This window comes from Rahnella sp. 2050 (assembly GCF_040544515.1).
GTDB classification, from domain to species: Bacteria; Pseudomonadota; Gammaproteobacteria; order Enterobacterales; family Enterobacteriaceae; genus Rahnella; species Rahnella aceris.
Genome location: NZ_JBEPKE010000014.1, coordinates 1 through 16,113, shown reverse-complemented (window position 1 = coordinate 16,113; position 16,113 = coordinate 1). Strand labels below are relative to the sequence as shown.

The 16,113-nt window shown below is 48.7% G+C and carries 13 protein-coding genes; all 13 read left to right on the top strand.

Annotated elements, in window-relative coordinates:
* Positions 1-31 precede the first annotated feature (31 nt).
* Positions 32-1,579, top strand: coding sequence for a type VI secretion system contractile sheath large subunit (gene tssC / locus ABIC79_RS25030; protein ID WP_119262430.1), 1,548 nt, complete (start codon positions 32-34; stop codon positions 1,577-1,579).
* Between the two features lie 11 nt (positions 1,580-1,590).
* Positions 1,591-2,928 (top strand): type VI secretion system baseplate subunit TssK, encoded by a 1,338-nt coding sequence (gene tssK / locus ABIC79_RS25025; protein ID WP_119262429.1) that lies wholly within the window; start codon positions 1,591-1,593, stop codon positions 2,926-2,928.
* Complete coding sequence (gene tssL / locus ABIC79_RS25020) at positions 2,925-3,578, top strand: type VI secretion system protein TssL, short form (protein WP_119262428.1); 654 nt, start codon at positions 2,925-2,927, stop codon at positions 3,576-3,578. The genes tssK and tssL overlap by 4 nt, the downstream gene beginning before the upstream one ends.
* A gap of 3 nt (positions 3,579-3,581) precedes the next feature.
* On the top strand, positions 3,582-5,276 hold the full coding sequence (locus ABIC79_RS25015; protein ID WP_119262427.1) for an OmpA family protein: 1,695 nt from the start codon (positions 3,582-3,584) through the stop codon (positions 5,274-5,276).
* Positions 5,277-5,308: 32 nt separating this feature from the next.
* Positions 5,309-5,800, top strand: coding sequence for a type VI secretion system effector Hcp (gene hcp, locus ABIC79_RS25010; RefSeq protein ID WP_013577830.1), 492 nt, complete (start codon positions 5,309-5,311; stop codon positions 5,798-5,800).
* A gap of 162 nt (positions 5,801-5,962) precedes the next feature.
* The gene (gene tssH / locus ABIC79_RS25005) at positions 5,963-8,620 is read left to right on the top strand and encodes a type VI secretion system ATPase TssH (protein ID WP_119262426.1); all 2,658 of its coding nucleotides are present in this window, start codon (positions 5,963-5,965) and stop codon (positions 8,618-8,620) included.
* Positions 8,621-9,260: 640 nt separating this feature from the next.
* On the top strand, positions 9,261-9,806 hold the full coding sequence (locus tag ABIC79_RS25000; protein WP_037033061.1) for a hypothetical protein: 546 nt from the start codon (positions 9,261-9,263) through the stop codon (positions 9,804-9,806).
* The gene (locus tag ABIC79_RS24995) at positions 9,803-10,147 is read left to right on the top strand and encodes a putative T6SS immunity periplasmic lipoprotein (protein WP_037033062.1); all 345 of its coding nucleotides are present in this window, start codon (positions 9,803-9,805) and stop codon (positions 10,145-10,147) included. Before ABIC79_RS25000 ends, ABIC79_RS24995 begins: the two co-directional genes overlap by 4 nt.
* Before the next feature lie 73 nt (positions 10,148-10,220).
* Positions 10,221-12,767, top strand: a complete 2,547-nt coding sequence (locus ABIC79_RS24990; RefSeq protein WP_168444295.1) for a DUF2345 domain-containing protein — start codon at positions 10,221-10,223, stop codon at positions 12,765-12,767.
* A gap of 51 nt (positions 12,768-12,818) precedes the next feature.
* The gene (locus ABIC79_RS24985; protein ID WP_119262424.1) at positions 12,819-13,103 is read left to right on the top strand and encodes a hypothetical protein; all 285 of its coding nucleotides are present in this window, start codon (positions 12,819-12,821) and stop codon (positions 13,101-13,103) included.
* A 2-nt stretch (positions 13,104-13,105) separates the two neighbouring features.
* Complete coding sequence (locus ABIC79_RS24980; protein ID WP_191996266.1) at positions 13,106-13,528, top strand: hypothetical protein; 423 nt, start codon at positions 13,106-13,108, stop codon at positions 13,526-13,528.
* Between the two features lie 46 nt (positions 13,529-13,574).
* Positions 13,575-15,524 (top strand): lipase family protein, encoded by a 1,950-nt coding sequence (locus tag ABIC79_RS24975; RefSeq protein WP_119262423.1) that lies wholly within the window; start codon positions 13,575-13,577, stop codon positions 15,522-15,524.
* On the top strand, positions 15,521-16,113 hold a 593-nt coding region (locus tag ABIC79_RS24970), incomplete at its 3' end, for a hypothetical protein (RefSeq protein WP_354568840.1). The genes ABIC79_RS24975 and ABIC79_RS24970, both read left to right, overlap by 4 nt.

Below are 16,113 nucleotides of genomic sequence, written 5' to 3'. Positions count from 1 at the left end.
TTGCCTCCACTTAATGGATTAATGCGAGATAATGCTCATGTCAGTCAACACTGAAAACTCTTCTTCCAGCCAGACAACGGTTCTGGATCGCCCTGAAGCCGGTACGGTATACGCTTCCCTGTTTGATAAAATCAACCTGACGCCTGTGTCCTCACTGGGTGATCTGAACGATTTTCAGGATACGTCTGCGCTGGCAGATGTTACCGCTGATCAGCGTGTCACTGCCGCTGTACAGGTCTTCCTTGAGCGCCTGAAGTTGTCAGGCCAAACCGTTGAACGGCTGGACAAAACCCTGCTCGATCATCATATCGCCGAACTCGACAGCCAGATCAGCCGTCAGTTAGATGTGGTCATGCATCACCCGGAATTTCAGCGTATTGAATCCGGCTGGCGTGGCCTGAAGTTCCTGGTTGATCGTACTGATTTCCGCCAGAACGTAAAAATCGAAGTGCTGGATGTATCTAAAGACGACCTGCGTCAGGACTTCGAAGATTGTCCTGAGATCATCCAGAGCGGCCTGTACCGTCATACCTACATTCAGGAATATGACACACCGGGCGGCGAGCCAATCGGTTCTGTGATTTCCAACTACGAGTTTGACGCGTCGGCGCAAGATGTCGCCCTGCTGCGTAACATTTCTAAAGTATCTGCCGCTGCGCATATGCCATTCGTCGGTGCGGTCGGCCCTAAATTCTTCCTGAAAGATTCCATGGAAGAAGTGGCGGCGATTAAAGATATCGGCAACTACTTTGACCGTGCGGAATACATCAAGTGGAAATCCTTCCGCGATTCTGACGATTCCCGCTATATCGGTCTGACCATGCCGCGCGTACTCGGTCGCCTGCCGTATGGTCCGGATACCGTTCCTGTTCGCAGCTTCAACTACGTTGAAGAAGTGAAAGGTCCGGATCACGAGAAATATCTTTGGACAAACGCGGCGTTCGCCTTTGCGGCCAACATGGTGAAAAGCTTCATCAAAAATGGCTGGTGTGTGCAAATCCGCGGCCCGCAGGCGGGCGGTGCAGTGACTGATCTGCCGATCCATCTGTACGATCTCGGCACCGGCAATCAGGTGAAAATCCCGTCAGAAGTGATGATCCCTGAAACCCGCGAATTTGAATTTGCCAATCTGGGCTTTATCCCGCTGTCTTACTACAAAAACCGCGATTATTCCTGCTTCTTCTCCGCCAACTCCGCACAGAAACCGGCGCTGTATGACACTGCTGATGCCACAGCAAACAGCCGCATCAATGCGCGTCTGCCGTACATCTTCCTGCTGTCACGCATCGCGCATTATCTGAAGCTAATTCAGCGTGAAAATATCGGTACCACCAAAGATCGCCGTCTGCTGGAACTGGAACTGAACACCTGGATCCGTACGCTGGTCACTGAAATGACTGACCCGGGCGACGACCTGCAAGCCTCTCACCCGCTGCGTGACGCCAAAGTGACCGTCGAAGATATCGAAGACAACCCTGGCTTCTTCCGTGTGAAACTCTACGCCGTGCCGCACTTCCAGGTGGAAGGTATGGACGTGAATCTTTCACTGGTTTCTCAGATGCCTAAAGCTAAGGCATAAGCGGAGAAACGATGAAAATTTATCGCCCATTATGGAGCGACGGGGCCTTTTTGGCCCCGCAACAGTTCCAGCAACAAGCCCGTTGGGATGCTTTTGTGTCTGACAGGGTTGCTCATATGGCTCTGGCAAATCCCTGGGGAGTGATTGATGCAACATTCGACATCGGCTCATTAGCCCTTTCCAGGTTGAATGCTTTACGCCTGAAGGTTCGTTTTCCTGATGGGACGCTGATTGATACCGAGCTGGCGGATAATTTGCCTCCAGCTTGCGATTTATCTGCAATTTCTGACCGGGACAGCGTTGATGTCGTGCTGGCATTACCTCTGCTTTCAGCCAATGGCGGCAATCTGGATGACGGTCAGGACAGTGAACGTCCACGTCGTTGGCAGCAGGAATGGGTCACCGTGCAGGAGTTATCAGGGCATGAACGGACAGAACTGGCTATTCAGCGTTATGCGATAACGCTCCGTTTTGCCCATCAGGAAAACAGCGCGTATCTGACCTGCCCTGTTGTACGTCTTGTGCGTAATGCACAAGGCCAATGGACACCGGATGCAGAGTTCATTCCGCCAATGCTCTCGTTGTCGTCCTCTCCGGCAGTCCTGACGGAACTCGGTGATTTAATTCACCGCCTTCAGGCCCGCCGTCGACGCCTGATGGCGATGCGCCGCGAAAGCAATGAGCGAATGGCCGACTTTGCAGTAGCCGACGTATCGTTGTTCTGGTTACTGAACGCACTGAACAGTGCCGAACCTGTGCTGATGGAGCTTTATCAGTCCCCTGCCCGCCATCCTGAACTGTTCTATCGTGAACTGGTGCGTCTGGCGGGCAGTCTGCTGACGTTTTCCCTCGAGCATAAGGCAGAAGATATTCCTCTGTATCAGCATAATGCGCCGGAAAACGTTTTCCCTCCGCTGTTTACCCTGCTGGATGCCCTGCTCGAAGCCAGTCTGCCATCACGTATGGTCGCGATTGAACTGACGCATGAAGGCCAGTTCTGGACCGGATCGCTGCATGATTCCCGTCTGCGCGACGGCGCTGATTTCTATCTTTCCGTGCGCTCATCCATTCCAAACCACCTGCTGCAAACTCAGTTCCCGCTGCTCTGCAAAGCAGGGAGTTTTGAGGATGTTTCTGACGTGGTCAACGTGGCATTGAATGGTGTCGTAATGAGGGCGCTGTCTCATGTACCGGCCGCTATCCCGTTGCGCCTTGAAAACCAATATTTTGCATTGGACCTGAACAGTGCTGCCGCCCAGGCAATGCTGGATGCTGGAAACTGCGCTTTCTATACCCCAGGTTCACTGGGTGAAATCAAACTTGAACTATTTGCGGTGTTGCGCTCATGAGCAAGATAAATGGATCAATTGTTGATGAAGTTTTTTATCCCTGCTGGTTGATGGTCAGCCAGTTGCGTAACGGCCAGAAAATCGAAGATGGTGAGGCTCTTTACCGCCGCGCCTGCGACTGGATTGATGGCGCGAGAGAATCCTTATCACGCGCAGGATTCAGCGAATCTAGTTGCGACCACATGCTTTATACGCAATGTGCCTTATTAGATGAAAGTGTACTTAACCGCCAGGAACCCGATAGCGGAAACACCAAATGGCTTAAAGACCCACTTCAGGCACGCTACTTCAATACTCTGAATGCCGGGGAAGAGTTATGGGAACGTATTCGCAATGTGCTCCATGAACCTGCTCCTGATATTGCGGTGCTCACCTGCTTTTACCGTGCGCTGACGTTGGGTTTCTCTGGCCGTTATCGCGAACAAGGGGATGAGCGCAGAGAAGATGTGGTTCGCAAGCTAAATCAGTTAGTGCCGCCTTTCGCCTCGGCTCAGGAAATGCCCATTGTTTCACGTTCGCTGCGATTGCGCTCCGGACGCAGAACCTACTGGTTTTCATGGGTTGCAGGCATCGTGATTCTGATTGCGCTCTGGTTCGTCCTAAATACGCAATTGACACGTATGGTCTCTCAGTTGACAGGGAACCACTGACGGATGCGCGGATTAACACAGCTAATACTGCTGCTTCTGGCGACCTGTTTGTCCTTATGGCTGATTCTCGGCTTCTGGCCGCTCGGCACAGGAAGCCGTATGGCACTGAGCATGCTGGTGGTCATCATTAGTGGTGCTACGGGCTATATTCAGTGGCGTAAAAATCACCGTAATGAAATTGCACATGCACATATTTCGGACGCTGTTCTTCCGCCTGAGGATTTTCAGGGCGCTGTTGTGCTGGTTTGTGGCGACAGTGCTCCGCTGTTCTCCGACTCGGTCCCTTTCCGTGAAACAGGTCAGGGCTGGTATCTGCCGGTCACTTTTCCAGAGCACTTGCCTTTGTTGGCAAAGCATCTCGCGGCAGAACGCCCGGCGCTAATCGCCCAGATCTCCATTCTTCTGGCCATAGTCCCCGAGCAACATCAGAATAAGGACGACTTCGCACAAAAACTCCATGTCTGGCACCGTGCCATTGTGCAATGCAAAAACTGGCTGGCTGGAATTCCCCCCGTCTGGGTCAGCACCTGGCTATCTCCGCCTGTGGTAACAGACACCCTGGCTGAGCGGTGGTTTACCATCATTCCGGGAAATAAGAACGTTCAGGTTCATGAAGCAGGGGCAGGCGTCATACCGCTGATGGATTGGAGCCAGCAACTGGATATCAGAAACACTCAGGAAAGGTTGAGCACGGTCTTCTGGATAGAAAGCCTGCTGCCCTGGCTTGAAACTCACGTCAGCAGCATTCTGACGCGTCAGCAAAGCGATGTCCCCTCGCTGACCCCTTGCGCATGGGGTGCTTGTTTTACGCCCGTCGCCGGGAGTCTGGACAATCTGTGGCAAGCGCACATAGGTGACGTGACTACGCTAACCCCCGGCGTTGTCCATTCACAAGAATGCCTGCCATTGCCGGAGGTGTTGCTGCCCTATCTGCCGCAACGTCATGGCGTTTCCCGGCTGATGCAAGCCTGTCAGTTGGCAGGGCTGCTATGTGGTGTTTTCCTGCTCTTCGCCCTGCTGGCGTCTTTTGTAAATAACCAGCGTCTGGTGCAAAGCGTGGGTGACCATCTCGCCCTGTATAACCGTCTCACCGGCACACCCTCCTCGCCAAAGCTCATTGCTCAGCAACAATTACGCACCGACGCCGGTTTACTGGATGGTTGGCTGCGCAGCGGAGCACCAATGCGTATGTCATTGGGCTTATATCAGGGGATGCGGTTGGTCGCACCACTGGAGACCGCCATCAATAGCTGGACTCCCCCCCCTCCGCCTCCGCCGGTGATCAATCAAATTGTTCAGGGGCCGAAAACGATCCGGCTAGATTCCCTGTCACTTTTTGACGTGGGTAAATCCGAACTTAAAACAAGCTCCACCAAAGTGCTGATCAACGCGCTGGTTGGGATCAAAGCCAAACCGGGCTGGCTGATAGTGGTAGCGGGTCACACTGATGACACAGGTGATGATAAATCCAATCAAATGTTATCACTCAGACGTGCAGAGTCAGTACGCAACTGGATGCGTGATACCGGCGACGTGTCCGAAAGCTGCTTTGCCGTACAGGGCTACGGCGCAACACGCCCTGTTGCAACAAACGATACCCCGGAAGGCCGTGCGGCTAACCGTCGTGTCGAAATCAGTCTGGTGCCACAGGCAGATGCCTGCAAAGCATCAGCAACCCCAAGTTCATCAAATGATTGATGAATGTTTACCTTAGAAATGGAGAACTACCCATGGCAATTCCTGTTTATCTGTGGCTGAAAGACGACGGCGGTGCGGACATTAAAGGCTCCGTAGACGTTAAAGATCGCGAAGGCAGCATCGAAGTGGTTGCACAGGATCACAACCTGTATATCCCGACCGATAACAACACCGGCAAACTGACGGGTACTCGTATTCACACCCCGTTCCTGTTTACCAAAGAAATCGATTCCTCCAGCCCGTACCTGTACAAAGCGGTGACCACTGGCCAGACCCTGAAATCTGCTGAGTTCAAATGGTATCGCATCAATGACGCGGGCCAGGAAGTGGAGTATTTCAACACTAAACTGGAAAACGTCAAGCTGGTAAAAGTCGCGCCAAAAATGCACGACATCAAAGATCCGGCTAAAGAGAAACACAACCACCTCGAAGCTATCGAGTTGCGTTACGAAAAAATCACCTGGACCTACAAAGACGGCAACATCATTCATTCCGATTCCTGGAACGAACGTACTACCGCGTAAGACCTTATCAGCAGACGGTTCACCGTCTGCTGTTTTTGTTTCCTGAGCCGCTGCCTGGCGGTTGAGCAAACAAAAACACCACCGGACATCGACCTTATGGGCCTGGGTTTCCTGCAACGGAAAAGGCTAAGGGCGGTAGCGTACCTAAAAAAGGAATTTAGCATGGAACATCAGTCAGCTGTCTTACTTCGCCGCTTAAATCCGTACTGCGCGAAAGCGCTGGAAGCCGCCGCGACGCTCTGCCAGACCCGCGCCCACAATGAAATTACCGTTGAGCACTGGCTGCTCAAACTGCTGGAACTGGGCGAAGGCGACATCACCGTGCTGGCCCGCCGCTATGAATGGGATATGGATGCGCTGTGGCAAAGCCTGCTGGCACATCTCGATGCCCTGCCGCGTTCAGTACATTCGCGTCCTCAACTTTCTCAGGATTTGCAATCGCTGATGAAAGCGGGCTGGCTGGCGGCATCACTGCAGGATGACAACCAGAGCATCCGCAGTGTCAATTTGCTGGAGGCGCTGATGGCGCAACCGCGTCTGCTGCGCTGCGAAGGGTTATGGCCGCTGTTCAGCCTGAGCGAAGAACATATCCGTCGCCTCAAGCCCGTGCTGGATGCCTTGTCCGAAGAGCGCCCGGAGTTGCAACAACAGGAAAGCCTTAGCCGCACACCTTCCGCGCTTTCTGAAAACTCAGCGACACAAAAAGCAGAGTCTGGTGTTACCGGCCAGTCGTTAAGCGAAGCGCTGCAGGCCGCGCTGGATAAATTCACGCTGGATGTCACGGCAAAAGCCAAAGCGGGTCAGATTGATCCGGTGTTTGGCCGCGACAATGAAATCCGTCAGATGGTGGATATTCTCTCCCGTCGTCGTAAAAACAACCCGATTCTGGTCGGTGAACCGGGCGTCGGTAAAACCGCGCTGGTGGAAGGTCTTGCACTGCGCATCAGTGAAGGCAACGTGCCGGACAGCCTGAAAACTGTCAGCCTGCGCACCTTAGACCTCGGTCTGTTGCAGGCCGGTGCCGGTGTGAAAGGTGAGTTTGAGCAGCGTCTGAAAAATGTTATCGATGCCGTACAGCAATCGCCGACGCCGGTGCTGCTGTTCATCGACGAGGCGCACACTATTATTGGCGCGGGCAATCAGGCCGGTGGCGCGGACGCCGCTAACCTGCTGAAACCGGCCCTGGCCCGTGGCGAACTGCGCACCATTGCTGCGACAACATGGAGCGAGTACAAACAATATTTTGAGCGCGATGCCGCCCTTGAACGCCGCTTCCAGATCGTTAAGGTCGATGAGCCGGACGACGAGATGGCGTGCCTGATGTTACGCGGTCTGAAATCCCGTTACGCACAACACCACGGCGTACACATCACCGACAAAGCGGTAAAAGCCGCCGTCAGCCTTTCGCGACGTTATATCACCGGTCGTCAGTTGCCGGACAAAGCCGTCGACCTGTTAGATACCGCTTCTGCCCGTGTACGCATGAGTCTGGATACGCTGCCGGAAGATCTGACCCGTCTGAAGGCGCAAATCACCGCGCTGGAAATGGAAGAGCAGGCACTGCTGGAAGACATCGCGCTGGGCAGCCAGAGCCACTGCGAACGTCTGGAGAAAATTGGCGAACTTGACCGCGAACTCAATGCCCAGCTTTCCGCTCTCGAAGCGCAGTACGAAGCCGAAAAAGCCCTGACGCATAAGCTGCTGGAAATCCGTCAGGACATCAGCCGTCAGGAAGATATTCACGCGCTGCAGCAAGAACTGGCCCAGTTGCAGGGCAGCGCCCCGCTGCTGTCTCTTGACGTGGACGTCCGCACCGTTGCGACAGTCATTGCCGACTGGACCGGCGTGCCGCTGACCAGCCTGCTGAAAGATGAGCAGACCGATTTACTGCAACTGGAAAATCACCTGAACAAACGGGTCGTCGGACAGGATCATGCCCTGACCGACATGGCACAACGTCTGCGCGCCGCCAAAACCGGTCTGACGTCCGAGAACGGCCCGCTGGGCGTATTCCTGCTGGTCGGTCCGAGCGGCGTGGGTAAAACGGAGACTGCACTTTCCCTTGCTGACTGCCTGTTCGGCGGCGAAAAATCCCTTATCACCATTAACCTCAGCGAATACCAGGAAGCGCATACCGTATCCCAGCTGAAAGGCTCACCTCCGGGCTACGTCGGTTATGGTCAGGGCGGTATTCTCACCGAAGCCGTGCGTAAACGTCCGTACAGCGTCGTCCTGCTCGATGAAGTGGAAAAAGCCCACCGTGATGTCATCAACCTGTTCTATCAGGTGTTCGACCGCGGCTTTATGCGCGACGGCGAAGGACGTGAAATCGACTTCCGCAATACCGTGATCCTGATGACCGCCAATCTCGGCAGCGACCACCTGATGCAACTGCTGGATGAACAGCCGGAAACCACTGACAGCGATTTACAGGAACTGCTGCGCCCGATCCTGCGCGATCATTTCCAGCCCGCCCTGCTCGCCCGCTTCCAGACACTGATTTATCGTCCGCTGAACGCCGTCGCACTGCGCACTATCGTTGAGATGAAACTGGCACAAGTCGCGAAACGTCTGAACAAGCACTATGGCCTGACCTGCTCCATCGAAGAAAGTCTGTACGACACGCTGGTCGCTGCCTGCCTGCTGCCGGATACCGGTGCGCGCAACATCGACAGCCTGCTCAATCAGCAAATCCTGCCGGTACTGAGCCAGCAACTGTTGCAACGCATGGCATCGCAACAACGCACCACGGCGCTGGCACTGGGCTGGGATGAGGACGAAGGGATCACGCTGGAATTTGACGATGCTGCCGCAGAATAAAGATCGGTAATGGAGCGCCGGGTAATCCGGCGTAAAATAGTTTCCAGATTCTCAATGGGGAAAATCATTATGGAAGGTGCAAAAGAGATTGCACGCGACATGCTTGATGCTATCAATGTAGATAGCGATGGATTTTGGGGTGCTGTTGGAAAAGATTTTACTTCGCTGCCCGTAACTTTTGTTATTTAGGCATTATGAACATAATAAGAATTGTAGTCACTTTTATTTATAAAATTGCCGGCGCGATAGGTTCAACAATGGTTATTTCCGGAGCGATTCTTTGTGCATGATTTTTCTTTATTTCCGATGGCGAATATAGTTTTTCTGGGGTGAATGTTCTATTTTATTAATTACCATTGGATATTTAATCTACTGATATGCATTCCCCAACCTTCACCAAAGGTGGGATAACTACTACTAACCACACATGAAAAACTCATGTTTTATTGAATCCCAAGACAATCATAAAAATAGTAATTAAATTAGATTACCGTTAATACATGAGTAACACTTTTGAATCGAGTGAAAGTGAATATAAAAAACTTCTTCCTCATAATTATTCCCCGACTCGTTACGGGAATTGGCATGACGCTAGGTTTAGTAAGTACATACGATTTTAATTTCTATTAAGGAGATACCTATGTCGGAAGGAGAGGGAAAGCTTAGGATAATGACACCAGGAGAAATCGCATTAGCTCAGAGCTTATACAGCAACCAAATAAATTACTCAAGCGTTTGGATCCATTGTGACAGCTATCTTCCTTTCGGTTTACAGTCAAAAAACGTGGCGATGACACCAAATGGTGAAATCTATTTTCGCGAAGGTTATTACTTACCTGATTTTTCAGCCAAAAATGTAAGTATAGACAGCAAACATGTTTATCTTCATGAATTATGTCATGTCTGGCAGTACCAACATGGCATGATGGTTAAGATATGTGGATTATTCAGTTGGGCTGCCGATTATCATTATAATTTGGTTAAACACCGGCTTTCAGACTACTCAATGGAGCAACAAGCATCCATCGTATCAGACTACTTTATCCTTCGGGAATTCGGATACAGCGTCTGGCAAGATCTCTGGGGGAACAATTTCATAAATAAAGATAGTTATTATGCAGAAGGTGACCTTTTACGTATGTATGAAAATATATTAGGTTCTTTCCCCTCCCCGGAGGCTTTATGAAAAAAATAATTATCATCTGTGTTTTTTTACTAACTGGGTGTTTGGGTGACAAAATCCCCTGGGATCCTGCTGAGGTTAGACAATCCGGGCAAGAAGTCTGCTTGCTTGCCCCTGGAATAAACAGTGATTTTATTTACGAGAAGATGAAAATACAAAAATCAGGCGAGAAAGTAGAATTCAAGGCCAACATTCCTGGTCAACAACATGCAAAAAATAGATGCCTACCTTTGATGGGATATAAATTCATTAGTGGCATTGAATATAATGTCAGTTTCTCCGTTGTGAAAATTAACGCTGGGGAAAGAAAAGTATACGCAGCCAGATTAATTTATAAATATTAACTATTTAAAGGAATGCATATTACCGGAGCTCATCTTTCTGCTTCCGGATAAATACAGTGCAGGAGGAAGAACAATGAATATTACCGACACATTATCCGATGCAAAAAAAACCGTTTCCATAAGTCTCAATCGTTACCATCTTGATGTTCAGGGTTGCGAAGCATGCCTGGATGTTGAGTCTTTTTCTGGTCAAGAATTCGTAAGCTCAGGATATCGCTATAAAATAGACTTTACTAGTACCAACCAGGACATTAGCCAGCAAGCAATGCTTAACCGCAGCACTACATTGATAATGCAAACAGCGGGTGCACTGATGCCAGGTCTGTCGGCAGCCCAAGTTCAAAAAGTAGTCCACGGGGTAGTAACAAATTTCACTCGAGTGTCAGGTTCCGCTGATGAAGCACATTATCAAATAACTGTTGAACCTTTTTTTGCATTATTAGATAAGCAAAAACGCACTCATCGCTTTTTTCTCAATAAATCAATTCCAGAAGTCATAGAGCAAATATTATGTGAGCACAATTTTAAAGGCTGGGAATTTGAGTTCAAGCTAAAGCAGAGTTATCCGATACGTGAACAAATCAACCAAATCGGAGAAAGCGACAGAGATTTTATCGAGCGCCTGATGTCTGAAGTAGGAATTTTCTATACTTTTGCATTACAACAAGACACACAGACCGAAGTACTTATTCTGGGAGATAAGCAAAGCTGTTATGTGTTTGGTAAAACACTTCCGCTGGGTAATCCGGCAGGAATGAACGATAACGGCGTCGAGTCTGTTTGGGGGCTGTCCCAGCGACATCAAGTAGTTGAATCCTCAGTGCAAGCTAAAGATTACAACCACCGTGAGGCTCAACTTTCTCTGCTTTCTTCTCGAGCGGATATGACCAGAGGAGATGGGGATGGAATAACGTATGGCGACGTGTACCAGTACCAGCCCCGTCACTTAACACGTGGAGATGCAACGACGCCAGCACCAGAAAGTGGTAATTTCTGGGCACGCCTTGAACATGAAAGATTTTTGGCTGCACAAACTCAATTACAGGGGAGCAGTACAGATGCTTCACTGCGTTTGTTAGAGGTTCTGACTGTGATGGATAGCGATATTCCATCTTCACTTCCTTCTGTATGGCAAACACCGGTCGTCATCACTGGATTACGGTTTTCGGCCAGTCGCTCTACGCCACTGCATGTAGGGTTTAGCGCAGTCCCTTACAGCGAAACCCTGTGCTGGCGCCCTGCTCTTAAGCCGCGCCCAAAAGTCAGCGGCACGATGATGGCACGCGTCACCAGCGCGAAAACCAACGATATCTACGCCTGGCAGGATGCGTCCGGTTTATACCGTGTTAAATTCGATGCCGATCAGGATGATAAAGCACAGGGCCAGGAAAGCATGCTTGTCCGCCTCGCCAAACCTTACGGTGGCGATGTGTATGGTATTCACTTCCCGCTGATCCAGGGCACCGAAGTGGCGATCGCGTTTCATGACGGTGACCCCGACCGCCCTTATATCGCCCATGCCCTGCACGATTCACGCCACACCGACCATGTGACAGAAGCCAATAATACCCGCAACGTTATCCGTACCCCTGCAAATAACAAGCTGCGTATGGAAGATAAACGCGGCGAAGAGCATATAAAACTCAGTACGGAATACGGCGGCAAAACCCAGCTGAACCTTGGGCATAACGTCGATGCAAACAAAACACAACGCGGTGAAGGGTTTGAGCTGAGAACCGATAAATGGGGGGCGATACGCGGCGGGAAGGGTTTATTTATTAGTGCTGATACGCAGCCGGGAGCCAGCGGTCAAATGCTGGAAATGGACGATGCGATAGCCCAGCTTGAGCAGGCGCTCACACTAGCCCGGAGCATGTCGAAAGCAGCACAAACAGCAAAGGCAACGCCAGGTGATACAGATTTCCAGCAGGCACTGAATAAGTCGCTCAGCAAGATGAAAGCTCCGGGTATTGTCATATCAGCCCCAGACGGCATTGGCCTCGTAAGTCCAAAAGCCATACGTGTGGCATCGGGCAATGAAAGCATTGCCGTGGTGTCGGGCGGAAACACGGATATAAGCAGCGGTAAGTCCTTCACAGTTTCAGCCCGGGATACCGTAAGCCTATTTGCGCAGAGTACAGGAATGCAGTTTTTTGCCGGTAATGGCAAAGTCGATATTCGGGCACTGGCGGATGAACTCGCTGCATCAGCTCAAAAAGATGTGACTATCACCAGCACGGAAGGAAAAGTGACGGTGAATGCCAGCCAGGAATTGATACTTAACTGCGCAGGGGCCTACATCAAGATTAGCGGTGGTAATATCGAGCTGGGTGCGCCGGGTAATATTCTTTTGAAAGCCGCTAATGTACAGAAAATGGGCTCCTCAAGTCTCGACTCTCCTAAGCTTGAATTCCCAAAAGGTTATAGCGGAGGATTTACTCTTAAAGATCCTGAATCCGGTGAAATAAAGCCCTTCACGAAATATAAAATTACCACAGGTGAAGGTGAGATATTTGAAGGATTCTCAGACGCAGCAGGAAAGACGCCTGATATAAATTCAGTTGCCCCTACAAGTATCCAGGTAAGTTTTCCTGATGAAATCCCCACAGAAGGTCCCTGACATTGGGTTAAAGTAAGCTATGACTACCACGCCTTAAAAAATGCAGGTCTTATGCTTGGTAATCGCCTGACGTCTATGGGAGATGAAGGAAGAGTGTTTGGTTCTGATGGGAAGGACTATATGAATACTAAAAGGGACATGGTCCTGGAATGGAAACCTATGCCCACAGATGCTGCAGAAGAGTTAATCGAAAAATCGGCTGTTTACAAATACGGTAAACAAAAGATCGTCACTCAGACCTTCCTTGGGGGTGATGATAACTGGGCACCTGAAGGGAAATCCTGGCACTGGCAGCCGGTAATGGCTGATGATATCTATGAAAGCAAGGGCAAATAAAAATGAAAAATAAATTTAACAACATCTACTTGTTCTGGGCAGCAATGGATTTTTTATACATCGTGAGATTTGTCTGGCTGAATATACTACAAGGAAGAATTCCACTTATAGATGACATCCTTTCCTTTAGTAAAATTTATCCTGAGCATGGCGTTTCATCGGTTATCATATTTTCCACATCCCTTCTTCTTAACATTTCTATTATATTCTCCTTTATTCTTCTAGTTAAGAAATGGAAAAGGGTTAATTTTTTTATTTATCTGCAAACCCCTTTCCGCCTGTTATTGCTCACGCCATCGTTGTCTTTTCTTCCCTGGCTATTCAAAAGCCTCAGCATTAGTAGTGCGCTAGTTTTGATTTTAGCAGTCATTGTTTCAGAAATAATAAAGGTGTATTCATTAAAAATTGCACAAAAAAGCGTTTAAGAATTAAACGGAAATAACGATAACAAAACAGGGAGTGAAAAAATCTATGGCAACGCAACAAGCATACACTTCAGCGTCTCCTCAAAACCAGAATGCATACACTGGTAAGCAGAAACCCTATTGGGTTGAAATACAATTGGTCGATGAAGAAGGGAAGGCCGTCGCCAATATGCCATGGCAGGCAGAAAACAGCGCAACGCCAGGAGGTTATGAGAAAGAACTCAAAGGGACCAGCGATGCAACTGGCCTGATAAGAATAGAGCCTCGCTATGGCAGCGAACTACGATTATTTATCGATGCCCAACCGCTGGCTAAAGAAATGGAACAACGCTCACTGCGGGTTAGTCGCGAACTCAATGATTCTACCGTGCGCAATGATGCTGAAGAAAACGGGCATATCTGGCATTATGCGGTTATTGGTGAATTATGCCGGACGGTTCCGGATATTGAACAGCGAGAAGGTGAGCCTTTTCCACCTCCATTCCATTTCCCTGCAGATAAATCATTTAAAGGTTTTAAAATAAGAACCAATGAGCTTGAACAACGGCATGTCATTGAGATTTGTCCCTTCAGAGCCTGGGAACTGGTTTTGCATCATCAGAAAGACTATTCGATGGCGAATGCCATTAATTTAGGGGCCGCAGCGTCACTGGCCTATGCGGATGATAGTAGTATTGACGAAGCCTCTATTAGCCATTTTTTTATTAATCAGTGTCAAAACTTATCCAGATTACCACAATTACATAAGGGCGATTATTCAACTAACGCCTTAGTCAAAGATGTTTCATTTAGCAAAAGGTATTTTCCACCTGTCTATATGGATTCTACAAAAGCAGCAGAACCCGATGGAGATACTCAGCTTTTTTATGTATACAATGATGACAATGTCATTGTGGCGTGGCGTGGTACAGCCAGTTTCTGGGACGGGGTTGCTGATGGTTCTTTCCGCCCAGTAGAATCTGAGTCGTGTGATATCAAATTGCAGTGCACAGAGCTGGTGTCGAAAGGCAAGGTGCACTATGGTTTTTGGGATGGATATAGCGTAGTTGAACGTAAGTTTCAAAATGAAATTAAAAAATTGCAGACAGTTATAAAAGGTAGATACTTATATATTTGTGGTCATAGTCTCGGAGGCGCACTAGCCCTGATACATGCGGCAAGTTTAAAATCGCAAATGCCTATTTTATACACCTACGGAATGCCAAGGACTTTTACTCGCGATGCTGTGAGTCAATTATCTGATATCACACATTACCGACACGTTAACGAAACTGATCCTGTCCCAGCGTTGCCACCAGAAGCTAATCTGGACAACTGGTTTTATAATTTATGGGGACCATTGGGAGTAGTATTAGGAGGGGTATGGTCCACTCTTGAATTAGGTGCATATCAGCTTAAAGAGTGGGGAGACTGCTTCTGGCATCATGGAAATACAGTTGCCTTTCTGGATACAACACAGAGTAGGGTATGGAAAGAGTGTAAAGTAACATTACCCTATCCTCATAATTGTATGACCATTCGTAAGCGATTGCCTCTCAGCGTAACCTTATACCTGGCACCCTGTCTTGCGGAGGGCTCTGCGCTAGCTGCGGGTGAACAACAAAAAGAGTTTAAGAATAAATTGACAAGAGAAGACTTGCTGGAGTTTTTCCCTAAAGGTACAAATCCTGCGAGGGGAACAGCTCTTAATATATTTAAACATTTCATGACTTCTTACATGCCATATATTAACAATAAATTGCTTGAATTAATTTATCAGGAAGAATTAAGTCTAGGGGATTCATTTAGCGAGCATCAAGATAGAATCGAAGCCTTTAAAAATCAAATAAATGAGAACCTCACTGAAATACCTGAAAATGAGTTAAAAAGAAATAGATTATTTTTGGAACTTGAAGAATTACTAAAAGTGTCAATTACTCCAACTCTAAGTTCTGAAAAAGGTAATATTATCATGCAAAGATTTTCCCTTTACGGAGAAGAGGAGATTGAACAATGATTGACCGATTAAAGATTTTAATAATCCTTCTGCCAATGCTATTCAGCAGCGGTTGCGCCAGCAAAGCTGACCGTACATTATCACCACCGACTGATACACAATGGGTTAATGTGGAAATCAAAAATCCTTCACCCTATACAAAACCGTTTCCACTTGAGGTCGTTTACATTTCTCATAAGTGCATGAAAATTAGCATAAACGGAGTTGATGGTTCCCGAGAAGAAAAGCCAAGTTACAATGGTGTTAAAGTCCCTATCTTGCAACAGGGGAACAGTAATGACTGGCATGCAAAAGTAGCAATGAAGGGTGGAGGGTCATGTGAATGGACATTGAGTGAGTTTAATCTCGGAATTGAATATACTGATGCCACACATCTCGGTAAAGATTTGGTACCAGGTACAGCGGTTGGAGCAACGTTCGCTTTTGATGATATTGCTGCTCGCAATGGGAAATTTGATAATTTTTCAGGGAACATTAGTATTTCACCCTTATACTTCCCCGTAATACAGGAAGAAATCAACCCAAATAAAAAAACATTAAATCTCTTCGGGAAGAAAGATTTTTTATCTCTGAAAAGCTTAAAAAGCCC

Bases quoted from the DNA above. Each gene is read 5' to 3' on its own strand.
- hcp (WP_013577830.1), top strand. From the start codon at position 5,309: ATGGCAATTCCTGTTTATCTGTGGCTGAAAGACGACGGCGGTGCGGAC.
- ABIC79_RS24995 (WP_037033062.1), top strand. From the start codon at position 9,803: ATGAAAAAAATAATTATCATCTGTGTTTTTTTACTAACTGGGTGTTTG.
- tssK (WP_119262429.1), top strand. From the start codon at position 1,591: ATGAAAATTTATCGCCCATTATGGAGCGACGGGGCCTTTTTGGCCCCG.
- ABIC79_RS24990 (WP_168444295.1), top strand. From the start codon at position 10,221: ATGAATATTACCGACACATTATCCGATGCAAAAAAAACCGTTTCCATA.
- ABIC79_RS24975 (WP_119262423.1), top strand. From the start codon at position 13,575: ATGGCAACGCAACAAGCATACACTTCAGCGTCTCCTCAAAACCAGAAT.
- ABIC79_RS24985 (WP_119262424.1), top strand. From the start codon at position 12,819: ATGCTTGGTAATCGCCTGACGTCTATGGGAGATGAAGGAAGAGTGTTT.
- tssH (WP_119262426.1), top strand. From the start codon at position 5,963: ATGGAACATCAGTCAGCTGTCTTACTTCGCCGCTTAAATCCGTACTGC.
- ABIC79_RS25015 (WP_119262427.1), top strand. From the start codon at position 3,582: ATGCGCGGATTAACACAGCTAATACTGCTGCTTCTGGCGACCTGTTTG.
- tssC (WP_119262430.1), top strand. From the start codon at position 32: ATGCTCATGTCAGTCAACACTGAAAACTCTTCTTCCAGCCAGACAACG.
- ABIC79_RS24980 (WP_191996266.1), top strand. From the start codon at position 13,106: ATGAAAAATAAATTTAACAACATCTACTTGTTCTGGGCAGCAATGGAT.
- tssL (WP_119262428.1), top strand. From the start codon at position 2,925: ATGAGCAAGATAAATGGATCAATTGTTGATGAAGTTTTTTATCCCTGC.
- ABIC79_RS25000 (WP_037033061.1), top strand. From the start codon at position 9,261: ATGTCGGAAGGAGAGGGAAAGCTTAGGATAATGACACCAGGAGAAATC.